Consider the following 12,275-nt stretch of genomic DNA (forward strand, 5'->3'; position numbering starts at 1 on the left):
ACGGGACAAAACACCGTGCACGGAGGGGCGTGTTGCCGGATCATGGACGCCATGTCCGCGAACCCTGAAGCCACGCTGCCGATCCGGCTGAACGTGGACGACAGCGACTCCCCGTCCGATGTCGTCGACGCGCTGTTCCTCGGCCGGTTCGCCACGGGCGAGCAGCCTTTCTCGCACAGCTCCTCCATCGACCGGGTCAAGAAGGGCGTCAGCCTGCTGCCGCCGGGCGCGACCGTGCTGCGCGCGGCGCGCGACGACGACCGCAGCGCCACGCTCGCCGAGGGCGAGGGCTGGACGCTGCTCGTCTCGCGCTGGAACCGGGGCGCGGACGTCACGGTGACCGCGACCACCGAGGAGCTCGCCGAGCGCGTGCTCAAGCAGGCCACCGAGGGCGCGGAGGACGAGCCGGAGCCGGTCCCGGAGAACGTGACCATGGGCTTCTGGTACGTCTCACCGCGCCGCGGCCCGCACCGCACCACCCGCCAGATCGCGGCCGGCACCTGGGACGAGGTCCGCCCCAACTACACGGCCCCGGTGGCCGAGGCGATGGACCGCCTGATGAAGGTGACCCCCGACGACATCGCGGGCCGGCTGCTGCTGCTCCACGGCCCGCCGGGCACCGGCAAGACCTCCGCGCTGCGCACGCTCGCCCGCTCCTGGCGCGACTGGTGCCAGGTCGACTGCGTCCTGGACCCCGAGCGCCTCTTCAACGACGTCGGCTACCTCATGGACATCGCGATCGGCGAGGACGACGGCTCGGCGAAGGGCCGCTGGCGGCTGCTGCTGCTGGAGGACTGCGACGAGCTGATCCGGGGCGAGGCCAAGCACACGGCGGGGCAGGCCCTGTCGCGTCTGCTGAACCTGACGGACGGACTGCTGGGCCAGGGCCGCAACGTCCTGGTGGGCGTCACCACCAACGAGGACCTGGAGCGGCTGCACCCGGCGGTCGTCCGCCCCGGCCGCTGTCTGGCCCGTATCGAGGTGGGCCCGATGACCCGCCGCGAGGCGGTCACCTGGCTGGGTACGGAGGAAGGCGTCGGCCGCGAGGGCGCCACCCTGGCCGAGCTGTTCGCCCTGCGCCGGGGCACGGCACCGCCGAGCGTGCCGGATCCGAGGGAGGGCGCGGACGCGGGGTTGTACTTGTAGGGCGGGGCGCCCCTGTAGACGTAGATGGGCGCCCTTGTAGGCGGGGCGTCCCTGGAGGGGGCGGCCGAGGTCCGGCGGCCCGCAGCTCCAGGCCCCCGGACGCCGGCCGCGTCTCAGTCCCCGTACACCGCCCGTACCGCGTCCGACACCGCCGCCTGCGCGGCCTCGCGGCCGAGGCCCAGGCGGCGCGCCTCCTCCGCGTAGGTGCGGGCGGCCGCCGCGGCCCGGCGCTCCGCCGCGTCGCCCGCCGCCGCGACGAACGTGCCGTTGCGGCCGCGCGTCTCGATCACCCCGTCCGCCTCCAGCGCGCGGTAGGCCTTGGCCACCGTGTTGGCGGCGAGCCCGAGCTCCTCGGCGAGGCCGCGCACCGTGGGCAGCTTGTACCCGACGGGCAGCACCCCCGCCCGGGCCCGTTCGGCGATCTGCGCCCGCAGCTGCTCATACGGCGCGCTCGCGGCTTCCTGGTCAATGACGATCTTCAGGGTCACAGCCCGATTCTGCCCCTCCTCCACGCGGGGCGAAAATGGGAGGCACCCGCCGCGCCCGCCCCGTAACGTCCGGGCCATGACCTCGAACTCGGCCGAGCCCGGCTCCCTCCTCACCGTCACCCTGGTCAAGGGCGGCCGTACGAAGATCGGTTACCCGGCGTCGGTGGTGTCCGACGACGGTGTGCGGCTCACCGTCAGCGCGCCCTGGGCTGCCGACGGCGTCCGTGACTTCGGCTTCGTGCGGTTCGAGCCGGGCGACGTCTTCACCGAGCACTACTGGCGGGACCGCTGGTACGCGGTGAAGGAGGTGCGGGCGGCCGACGCCTCGCTCAAGGGCTGGTACTGCGACATCACCCGCCCGGCCGTGGTCCGCGACGGGGCGGTGCTCGTCGAGGACCTGGACCTCGACCTCTGGGTGTCCGCCGACGGCGCCGACGTACTGCGCCTGGACGAGGACGAGTTCGCCGAGAGCGGCTTGGCCGAGCGCGACCCGGAGGCGGCGGACCGCGCCGTACAGGCTTTGGACGAGCTCGAAGCCCTGGCGAAGCTGGGGAAGTTCACCGCCCTCATCGACTAGTCGACGAGAGGAATGACCCATCGGCGAGGCATGAGGCTTAACCGTCTCTCAGTCGTCCCTTAACGCCGTCATAAAGATCGCCATCACCCGTTCCCAGCAGCCGATTTCACGGATTTCGGCGGCTAGCGTGCTCCACGCCCACCCCGTGCAGCACCGAAGGAGAACGTCACGATGACCGCTCACCGCAAGGCCGCCACCGTCGCCGCCCTGGCCATGGCGCCGCTCGCGCTGACCGGGCTCGCGGCAGGTACCGCCGCTGCCCACGGCTCGATGACGGACCCGGTCAGCCGGGTCTCCGCCTGTTACGCCGAGGGGCCCGAGAGCCCGCGCTCGGCGGCCTGCAAGGCGGCCGTCGCCGCCAGTGGCACCCAGGCGTTCTACGACTGGAACGCGGTCAACATCGCCAACGCGGCGGGCCGGTCGAAGCAGATCATCCCGGACGGCAGGCTGTGCAGCGCGGGCAACGACAAGTACAAGGGACTCGACCTCGCGCGCGCGGACTGGCCGTCCACCAAGCTGACCGCCGGGTACCACACCTTCCGCTACAAGGGCACGGCGCCCCACAAGGGCACCTTCGAGCTGTACGTCACCAAGGACGGCTACGACCCGCGCAAGCCGCTGAAGTGGTCGGACCTGGAGCCGACACCGTTCGCCAAGGTGACCGATCCGCCGATGCGGAACGGCGACTACGTCTTCGACGCCACCCTGCCCGCCAAGTCCGGCCGCCACCTGGTCTACTCGGTCTGGCAGCGCTCGGACAGCCCCGAGGCCTTCTACACCTGCTCCGACGTGGTGTTCGGCAAGGACAGCGGCGTCGGCGGGTCCGCCCCGGCCCCGACGGCCTCGGCGCCGACCCAGCGGCAGGTCGAGGCGGGCGCCGCCAAGTCGACGGTGGAGCACCACGGCCACGGTGACGACGACGCCGGCACGGGCGCGGGAGCGCCCGCCCGGCCGGCCGCCGTCAAGGGCGAGCAGAGCCCCGGACAGGGCGGCGGCAACCAGCCGCAAACCGACAGCGTGGCCGCGGCTCCCGCCGGGAACGGCGCGCCCCGCACCGAGAACCTGGCCGAGACCGGCGGCAGCGCCACCACCCCCTATCTGGCGTTCGGCGGCGCGGCCGCCCTGGCCGCGGGCGCCGCGTTCCTCTTCCTGACCGTCCGCCGCAAGGCCGCCGCGGGCGGCCGCTGACCCGCCACAGGGCGAGGCCCCGCCACCTCTGGAGCAGGTGGCGGGGCCTCGTCGGCGCGTACGGAGAAGGAGTTCAGCCGATGACGGAGGCACAGGTGGTGGGGGTGGCGTGCGCGGGGTCGAGCGCGTTCACCACCTCGTGGTAGGCGACGCGGTCGACCAGTCCGATCGCCACGTGCTCGGAGAGGTCGAGCGCGCACTTGTCCTGGATGAGCACGTTGGTGACGTCGGGCCCGTCCAGGAACTGCGAGCGGTACGGGGTGACGACCTCGTCGTACCTGCTGCTGATGACCGTGTAGCGCACTCCGGGAACGGTGTCGCCGCCCGCGTTGAGCTTGGTCAGGAACGGCGATCCGGCCACCTGGTCGGCGAGGCCGGGGGTGGCGAGCTTGAGCAGGTCACCGGCGCCGGGGAAGTAGGGCAGCAGCTTCGTGAGGCCGAGCAGGGTGGTGCCGTGGTTGTCGGGCGCGATACCGACCAGGCTGTTCACCTTGGAGGCGCCGCCCAGGAACTTCAGATACCAGCGCGGCATCATGCCGCCCTGGGAGTGCCCCACCAGATCGGCCTTGGGGGCGCCGGTCGCCGCGAGCACATTGTCCACGAAACGGTCCAGCTGTTCGGCCGACTTGTCGATGGGGCCGAGGCCGTTGAAGAGCGGCACGCCCGGCAGTTGGCCGTAGTCGAGGGAGAAGACGCAGTAGTCCCGGTCGACCAGGTACGGCGCGAGGGCCAGCCAGTTGTCGACCGAGTTCCCGAAGGTGCCGTGGACCAGTACGACGGGCCGGGGATGGGCGGCGGAGGGCTTGCAGGAGTAGTCGTTCCAGCCGCTGCTGGGCGCGGACTGGGCGTGGGCGGCGGCCGCCGGGACCGCGGTGGCCGCGGCGGCGAGCAGCAGCGCCGCCAGCGGTCTGAACAGGCGCTTCCAGGGGCGGCGGGACTTGGGGGGCAGCATCGAGCGATCTCCTTGCGGCTCAAGGGGAGTTGCGGGGACACGCGCCCTGTGATCCGGACCACAAGTGCTGTTCGTCCGCCAAATTACGCACCGGTAGCCTGAGAAGTGAAGTTACGCGTCAGTAAAAAGTGCCGTGTCACCCCTCCGGATGAGCTTTACTGTCTGCCCGCTGCCTGCTTTGCCCGCGTTTCCACCGTTATGGACAACCATTGCCTCCAGCAGGCCCCTAGGCGGCCTCGGCCAGCGGGGCGTCGGCCAGCGGGGCGTCGGCCCTCTCCGCCAGCGCCCCCGGCATGATCGCGGCCGGGCCGAAGCGGGCGCGGGCGCGGTCGGCGACCGCCTCGATACGGCGGGCCCGGTCGTCCGCGGGGTCGAACGTCAGCTGCCGGGAGGCCAGTCGGGCGGGCGTCAGCCCCTCGGCCCGCAGGGAGACACCCCGGACACGGGCCCGCTGGAGGCCGAGCGACTCATGGAGCGCGTACGCCAGCTCGGCGAGCGCCGGGGAGTGGGCGGTGGGCTCGCGCAGCGTGCGGCCACGGGTGGTGGTGGACCGGTCGGCGTACCGGACGGTGAGCGTCAGGGAGCGGCACACCTGCTCCGTGCCGCGCAGCCGGGCGCCCAGCTCCTCGGTGAGGGAGAGCAGCGCACGGCGCCGGCGGTCGGGGTCCAACTCGTCGCGGGGGAAGGAGCGTTCGGCGCCCAGGGAGCGGGCCGCCGCGTTCGGCACGACGGGGGTGCGGTCGATGCCCAGGGCGCGTTCGTGGAGTTCGCGCCCGGCCCGCGCGCCGACGATCCGCTGGAGGGTGGCGAGCGGGGCGGCGGCGAGGCGGCCGATCGAGTCGAGTCCGTACGAGCAGAGGGTACGGGCGGTCGCGGGGCCGACCCCGTCCAGCGCGGCGACGGGCTTGTCCGCCAGGAACCGCGGCACCTCCTCCGGGGGCAGCAGCAGGGTCGCGCCCGGCCGGGCGCCCTTGGCGGCCATCCGGGCCAGCATGGGGTTGGGGCCGGCCCCGATGGTGCAGTCCACCCCGCGGAGGGCGAGCGCCCTGACCCGGATGACGGAGGCGAGCTGGGCCGCGTTCCACCCGAAGTACCGCTCGGCGCCCCGGACGTCGACGAGCGCGGCGTCCGGCGGGAGCGCCTGGACGACCGGGGTGAGGCCGCCGAGCACGGCGAGCAGCGCGGGAAGCGCGGCCTCGCAGCCCTCGCCGGCGTCCGTGTTCCCACCGGAAGGCGCGTGGAACCGTACGCAGAGGATCATCCCGCGCTTCATCCCGCGCTCCCCGGGCTCTGGTGCCACAGCTTGCGGCCGGTGGCGGCGCGGTCGCCGGCGGGCTGGAGGTCGGCCCAGGGGTTCAGCCGGTACCCCGTGGGCAGTTCGATACGGCGTCCGCCACCGGGCTCCTTCCCGCTCTCCCCGCCCTCGGTCTCACCCTCCCCGTCGGCCGTCGGTACGGGCTCCGACAGGCGGGCGGAGACCGCGTCCAGGCCGCCCTCGCGGCGCAGTTCCACCAGCTCGGCCAGGTTCCAGGCCGCGGCGCCCACCACGCTGAGGCTGCGCGGGCCGCGCCGCTGCACCACCCCGCGCACCAGCAGGAGCCAGGAGTGGAAGACCGTGTGGGCGCAGGCCTCGTGGCTGTCGCCGAAGAAGGCCAGGTCGACCAGGCCCGTGCCGTCGTCCAGCGTGGTGAAGATGACCCGCTGGCCGGACCTGATGGGCGGGGTCTGGGTGGCCGCCTTGGCGCCCGCGACCAGCACGGTCTCCCCGTGCCCGGCGTCCCGCAGCCGCTTGGCCGACACCACGCCCAGCTCCTTCAGGAACGTCTCGTGGTCCACCATCAGATGGCGGGAGGTGTCCATGCCGAGGACGCCCAGCTCGGCGCTGAGCCGCTCCGCCTCGTCGAGGTCGGGCAGCCCGGCGCGGGCCGTGCGCCGGCCGTCGTCGAGCGGCAGCTGGCCGCCGCCGGACCCGGCCGCGCGCTGGGCGCGGTGGAGTTCGGCGAGGTGCAGCAGCAGGTCGCGCCGGTTGCCGCCGAACGCGTCGAGCGCGCCGACCTGGGCGAGCCGTTCGGCGACCGGGCGGCTGGGCCGGGCCCGGCGCCAGAAGTCGAGCAGGGAGGAGTAGGGCTGCCCCTGTTCGATCCGGGCGGTCTCGGCCTCGCTGATCCCCTGGACGTCCGCGAGGGCGAGGCGGAGCCCCCACACCCGGGATTGGGACACCAGTTCGATGCGATGGACGGCCGCCGACCGGTTCACGTCCACCGGCAGGATCGGCACCCCGCGCCGCCGGGCGTCCGCGAGGAGCAGCCGCTTGGGGTACATCCCCGGGTCGTGGGTGAGCAGCCCGGCGTAGAAGGCGGCCGGGTGGTGGGCCTTGAGCCAGGCCGACTGGTAGGTCGGCACGGCGAAGGCCACGGCGTGCGCCTTGCAGAAGCCGTACGAACCGAAGGCCTTGATGATCTCCCAGGTGCGGTCGATCACTTCGGGCGTGTACCCGCGCTCGGCCGCGCACGCGGCGAACCAGACGCGGATCTTCTCCTGCGACTCCGGGTCGGAGAGGGCGCGCCGCGCCTGGTCGGCCATGGCCCGGTCGCAGCCGGTCAGCACGGACACCATGGTGATGATCTGCTCGTGGAAGACGACCACGCCGTAGGTCTCCCCCAGCACGCCCTCCAGGTCCTTGTGCGGATGGCGCACCGGGGCCCGGCCGTGGCGCGCCTCGATGAACGGCCGGACCATGTCGGCGGCGACCGGTCCCGGCCGGAAGAGCGAGATGTCCACGACCAGGTCGTGGAAGGTCGAGGGCTGGAGCCGCCCGACCAGGTCGCGCTGGCCCGGCGACTCGATCTGGAAGCAGCCGAGCGTCTCGGTGGAGCGGATGAGCCGGTAGGTCGGCAGATCCCCCTGGGGGACCTGGCGCGGGTCGTCGAGGTCGAGCTTGCGGCCGGTGGTGCGGCCGATCTCGGCGACCGCGTGCGCCATCGCCGACTGCATCCGCACCCCGAGGACGTCCAGCTTGAGCAGCCCGAGGTCCTCCACGTCCTCCTTGTCGAACTGGGACATGGGGAACCCTTCGCCACTGGTCGGCACCACCGGGGTGCGGCGCAGCAGCGTGATGTTGGAGAGCAGCACCCCGCACGGGTGCATGGCGATCCCGCGCGGCAGCCCGTCCAGCGCCTCGACCAGCTCCCACAGCCTGCCGTGCCGCCCCTGCTCCGCCGCGATCTCGCGCAGCTCCGGCAGTTCGGCCATCGCGGTACGGGCGTCGCGGGCCCGGATGTGCGGGAAGGACTTGGCGATCCGGTCGATCTCGGCCGGGTCCATGCAGAGCGCGGCGCCCACGTCGCGTACGGCGTGGCGGACCCGGTAGGTCTCGGGCATGGCGACGGTGGCGACCCGTTCGGTGCCGAAGCGGCCCATGATCGCGCGGTAGACGTCGAGACGGCGGGCGGACTCGACGTCGATGTCGATGTCGGGCAGCACATAGCGCCGGTGGGACAGGAAGCGCTCCATCAGCAGGCCGTGCTCGACGGGGTCGGCGTGGGCGATGCCGAGGAGGTGGTTGACGAGCGACCCGGCGCTGGAGCCGCGCGCGGCCACCCGGATCCCCATCCCCCGGATGTCGTCGACGACCTGGGCGACGGTGAGGAAGTACGCGGCGAAGCCGTGGAAGGCGATGACGTCCAGCTCCCGGTGCATGCGGTCCCAGTACGCGCGGTCGCCGGCGTAGCCGCGCAGCACCATGCCGGCGGCGGCCCGGGAGGCGAGGACCCGCTGCGGGGTGCGGTCGGCGGCGCCGACGAGACGGGGCTCGGGGAAGTAGCTGTACGTCTTGATGCCCAGCTCCTCGCCGGGGTCGACCCGGCACGCGGCGGCGGTCTCCTCGGTGGTGGCGAGCAGCCGGTGCGCGGTGTCCCGGCGCAGCCCGGCGGCCTGGGCGACCTGGTCGGCGGCGCGGGCCATGGCGGCCGGGTCCTTGAGCCAGCGCTCCCCGCTGTCCAGCCCCCGGCGCGGGTCGACGGGGACGAGCCGGCGAGCCGCGTCCAGGACGTCGGCGACCGGCCCGAGCCCGGCGTCCGCGTACCGCACGGCGTTGGTCAGCACGGCCGGTACGCCCTGTTCGGCAGCGAGGCCGAGGGTGCGGGCGGCGAGCCGCAGCGAGCCCGGGCCGGTGCCCGCGCGCCCGTGGTGCACGACCTCCAGGCGCAGGGCGTCGCCGTAGATCTCACGCCAGGGCGCGAGGAGCCGGGCGGCCCGGTCCGGGCGGCCGGCGGCGAGCGCCCGGCCGACCTCGGAGCCCGGTCCGAGCAGCACGGTGAGGCCTTCGGCGGGCAGCGCGGACCAGGTCAGGGCGGGCTGCCCGTCGGCCGTGTGGGCGGCGGTGATCAGCCGGCAGAGCTCCGCCCAGCCGGTGGCGCCGTCCCGGGCGAGGAAGGTGGCGCGCGGCGCCGACTCGTCGACGAAGGCGCCGCCCCGCACCGGGGTGCGCGGGCGCCGGGCGGGGGCGCTCCCCTCCCCCGGCCGTTCGAGGTGGTGTTCCGGGACCGCGAGGTCGGTGCCGAAGAGCGGGCGCACCCCCGCTGCCGCGCACGCCTTGGCGAAGCGCACGGCGCCGGCGAGGGAGTCCCGGTCGGTGAGAGCGAGTGCGTCCATCCCCCGTTCGACGGCACGCTCGACCAGCCGTTCCGGGTGGGAAGCCCCGTACCGCAGGGAGAAACCCGAAACCGTGCGCAGATGCGTGAAGCCGGGCACCCGCACCTCCTGGACCAGTCGTTCTCACTTCCCCCTCCTTTCACCATAGACCAATTTCGAACGCACGTACGACACATGTGTTCGACTCGTACGCGGCTCGTACGGGAGCCCCCGCCGACGGGCGTCAGCCATTCGGCTCAGCACCGACTGCGCCGCCCTGCCGCGCCCCGGAGCGTGAGGGGCATGACGTTCGTCGACGAGGTGAAGAGCGCCGTCACCGTGCGGGCCGCGCTGCTGGTCACCGGGGTACTCGCACTGATGGTCGCGTTCATCGCGTCCTACGCCGGGGCCTTCCACAGCCCTAAGCCGAAGGACGTCCCGTTCGGGGTGGTCGCGCCCGCGGAGATCAGCGCCCAGTCCGTGCGGCGGCTGAACGCGCTGCCCGGCGGCGCGCTGGACGCCCGTGCGGTCAAGGACCGGGCCGAGGCCACCCGACAGCTGCGCGACCGCGACATCGACGGGGCGCTGCTCGTCGACCCGAGGTCCACCACCGACACCCTGCTCGTCGCGGGCGGCGGCGGGGCGTCCCTCTCCCAGGCCGTCGAGCTGGTCGTCAGCGCGCTGGAGAAGGCCGAGCAGCGCACCGTGAAGGTGGTCGACGTCGCCCCGGCCGACCGGCAGGACTCCCGGGGCCTGTCCTCGTTCTACCTGGTCGTCGGCTGGTGCGTGGGCGGCTATCTGTGCGCCGCGATCCTGGCGATCAGCCATGGCGCCCGGCCCGCCAACATCCAGCGGGCGGTGATCCGCCTCGGCGCGCTCGCGGTGTACGCCGTCGCCGCCGGGCTGCTCGGCGCCCTGATCATCGGGCCGGTGCTGGGCGCGCTGCCGGGCAGCTATCCGGGCCTGGCGGGCCTGGGCGCGCTGGTGGTGTTCGCGGTCGGCGCCACCACCCTGGCCTTCCAGGGCCTCGCCGGGATCGTCGGCATCGGCCTGGCGATCCTGGTCGTCGTCGTCCTGGGCAACCCGAGCGCGGGCGGCGCGTATCCGTATCCGCTGCTGCCGCCGTTCTGGAAGGCGATCGGCCCCGCGCTGCCCCCGGGCGCCGGTACCTGGGTGGCGCGCTCCATCGCGTACTTCCGGGGCAACGCGGTCACCGGCCCGCTCCTGGTGCTCTCCGCCTGGGCGGTGGGCGGGGCGGCGGTCACCCTGGTCATGGCCGGGGTGCGCAGAAGGGACGAGGACGCGGGGGAGGACCCGCTGGAGGTCGGCACCCGGGCCGGGGCCTGAACTCCCCGCCCTCGGCGGGCCGGTGCCCGAATCCCCGGCCGCCGGGCCCGCGGGCTCAGGTGTCCACTGCGGGTGCGGGCGGGGCCTGCGGGGTCTGCTGGATCTGCTGGGCCCGCTCCAGGAACCGCAGCAGCTCCACCGGGAACGGCAGCACCAGAGTCGAGTTCTTCTCGGCCGCCACCGCCACCACCGTCTGGAGCAGCCGCAGTTGGAGCGCGGCGGGCTGCTGCGACATCACCCCGGCCGCCTCGGCCAGCTTCTTCGACGCCTGGAGCTCCGCGTCCGCATTGATCACCCGCGCCCGGCGCTCCCGGTCGGCCTCGGCCTGCCGGGCCATCGAGCGCTTCATCGTCTCCGGCAGCGAGACGTCCTTGATCTCCACCCGGTCGATCTGCACGCCCCACCCCATCGCCGGGCTGTCGATCATCAGCTCCAGACCCTGGTTGAGCTTCTCGCGGTTGGAGAGCAGATCGTCGAGGTCGCTCTTGCCGATGATCGAACGCAGTGAGGTCTGGGCCATCTGGGAGACCGCGAAGCGGTAGTCCTCGACCTGGATGACCGCCTCGGCCGGGTCGACCACCTTGAAGTAGATGACCGCGTCCACCCGGACCGTGACGTTGTCCCGGGTGATCCCGTCCTGCGCCGGGACCGGCATCGTCACAATCTGCATGTTCACCTTGTGGAGCCGGTCGGCGAACGGAAGGATCAGGGTGAATCCCGGGCCGCGCACCGACCCCCTGAGCCTGCCCAGCCGGAACACCACACCGCGTTCGTACTGTTTGACGACCCGGGCCGCCGCCATCACGTACACGATGCCGGCGGATCCGACGGCCACCGCCGTCGCCACCAATGCCTCGACCATCACGGCCCCCAAGGGTCCGAATCGGACGTGTACTTCGACGGTAACTCCGCTTCCGTCCCGGGGGGAGTCGCGGTCACACTCCACTGAATGGGTAAAACGCGGACGGGAGGGGAATGCCGCAACAGTCGATGCCTGTATACGACAAACGATATGGGCGGTACGAGGACGGGCCCGGCGATCGGTATCGCGAACCACGACCGGAGGGGGCACGAGTGCGCGGTCGGGTGCGCGCGGCCGACGGCCGGCATCTGATGGTGGAGCGCTTCGGGGACCCGCGGGGCAGACCGGTCTTCCTGCTGCACGGCACCCCCGGCAGCCGGCTGGGCCCGGCGCCCCGCGGCATGGTGCTCTACCAGCGCAGGATGCAGCTGATCGCCTACGACCGGCCCGGCTACGGCGGCTCCGACCGGCTGGAGGGCCGCAGCGTCGCCGACGTCGTCCAGGACGTGAAGACGATCGCGGACAGCTACGGCCTGGAACGCTTCGCCGTCGTCGGCCGCTCCGGCGGCGCCCCGCACGCGCTGGCCTGCGCCGCCCTGCTGCCCGAGCGGGTGACCAGGACCGCGGCCCTGGTCACCCTGGCGCCCCGGGACGCGGCCGGGCTCGACTGGTTCGACGGGATGACCGCCTACAACGTGGAGGAGTACACGGCCGCGACCCTCGACCCCGAGGAGTTCGCCGCCCGGCTCATCCCGCGCTCCGACGAGATCCGCAAGAACCCCATCCAGCTCCTGGACGAGCTGCGCCGCGACCTCACGCACGCCGACCGGATGGTGGTCAAGGACGCCGGAGTGCGCTCCATGCTGCTGCGCAACTACCAGGAGGCGCTGCGCACTTCGGCGTACGGCTGGATCGACGACGCCCTCGCGCTGAGCAGCCCCTGGGGGTTCGACCCCGCCGACATCATCGGCCAGGTGCTGCTCTGGCACGGGGTGAAGGACGTGTTCTCCCCGGTCGGCCACTCCCGCTGGCTCGCCGAGCGCATCCCGGGCGCGACGGCCGTCCTGGAGCCGGCCGCCGCCCACTTCGACGCGCTGCACGCCCTGCCCGACATCCTCACCTGGCTGATCGAGGAGGACTGAC

General features: G+C 73.2%; 10 protein-coding genes. 5 read left to right on the top strand and 5 right to left on the bottom strand.

Translation table 11 applies throughout. The features are described from left to right. The first annotated feature begins 42 nt into the window (after window positions 1-42). On the top strand, window positions 43-1,146 hold the full coding sequence (locus ABD236_RS31140) for a DUF5925 domain-containing protein (RefSeq protein WP_344079560.1): 1,104 nt from the start codon (window positions 43-45) through the stop codon (window positions 1,144-1,146). A gap of 113 nt (window positions 1,147-1,259) precedes the next feature. On the opposite strand, the gene ABD236_RS31145 is transcribed toward ABD236_RS31140, so the two are convergent. Next, complete coding sequence (locus tag ABD236_RS31145; protein WP_329397503.1) at window positions 1,260-1,634, bottom strand: GntR family transcriptional regulator; 375 nt, start codon at window positions 1,632-1,634, stop codon at window positions 1,260-1,262. A 76-nt stretch (window positions 1,635-1,710) separates the two neighbouring features. Between ABD236_RS31145 and ABD236_RS31150 the strand changes: the two genes are divergently transcribed. Continuing rightward, on the top strand, window positions 1,711-2,211 hold the full coding sequence (locus tag ABD236_RS31150; RefSeq protein ID WP_344079622.1) for a DUF402 domain-containing protein: 501 nt from the start codon (window positions 1,711-1,713) through the stop codon (window positions 2,209-2,211). Window positions 2,212-2,382: 171 nt separating this feature from the next. Beyond that, window positions 2,383-3,399: a lytic polysaccharide monooxygenase auxiliary activity family 9 protein gene (locus tag ABD236_RS31155; RefSeq protein WP_344079625.1), complete on the top strand. Its 1,017-nt coding sequence runs from the start codon at window positions 2,383-2,385 to the stop codon at window positions 3,397-3,399. Between the two features lie 73 nt (window positions 3,400-3,472). Here ABD236_RS31155 and ABD236_RS31160 read toward each other — a convergent pair whose 3' ends face one another. From ABD236_RS31160 to ABD236_RS31170, 3 genes are all read right to left on the bottom strand, one after another. Further along, complete coding sequence (locus ABD236_RS31160) at window positions 3,473-4,351, bottom strand: esterase/lipase family protein (protein WP_344079628.1); 879 nt, start codon at window positions 4,349-4,351, stop codon at window positions 3,473-3,475. Between the two features lie 226 nt (window positions 4,352-4,577). Then, complete coding sequence (locus ABD236_RS31165) at window positions 4,578-5,624, bottom strand: DNA polymerase Y family protein (protein ID WP_344079631.1); 1,047 nt, start codon at window positions 5,622-5,624, stop codon at window positions 4,578-4,580. Beyond that, window positions 5,621-9,103, bottom strand: a complete 3,483-nt coding sequence (locus ABD236_RS31170; RefSeq protein WP_344079634.1) for a DNA polymerase III subunit alpha — start codon at window positions 9,101-9,103, stop codon at window positions 5,621-5,623. The genes ABD236_RS31165 and ABD236_RS31170 overlap by 4 nt, the downstream gene beginning before the upstream one ends. 183 nt (window positions 9,104-9,286) lie before the next feature. Between ABD236_RS31170 and ABD236_RS31175 the strand changes: the two genes are divergently transcribed. Next, window positions 9,287-10,330: an ABC transporter permease gene (locus tag ABD236_RS31175; RefSeq protein ID WP_344079637.1), complete on the top strand. Its 1,044-nt coding sequence runs from the start codon at window positions 9,287-9,289 to the stop codon at window positions 10,328-10,330. Between the two features lie 55 nt (window positions 10,331-10,385). Here ABD236_RS31175 and ABD236_RS31180 read toward each other — a convergent pair whose 3' ends face one another. Continuing rightward, on the bottom strand, window positions 10,386-11,192 hold the full coding sequence (locus tag ABD236_RS31180) for a slipin family protein (protein WP_344079640.1): 807 nt from the start codon (window positions 11,190-11,192) through the stop codon (window positions 10,386-10,388). Window positions 11,193-11,404: 212 nt separating this feature from the next. Between ABD236_RS31180 and ABD236_RS31185 the strand changes: the two genes are divergently transcribed. Further along, window positions 11,405-12,274, top strand: coding sequence for an alpha/beta fold hydrolase (locus ABD236_RS31185; protein WP_344079643.1), 870 nt, complete (start codon window positions 11,405-11,407; stop codon window positions 12,272-12,274). Window position 12,275 lies beyond the last annotated feature (1 nt).

It is taken from the genome of Streptomyces crystallinus, from assembly GCF_039521265.1.
Classification (GTDB): domain Bacteria; phylum Actinomycetota; class Actinomycetes; order Streptomycetales; family Streptomycetaceae; genus Streptomyces; species Streptomyces crystallinus.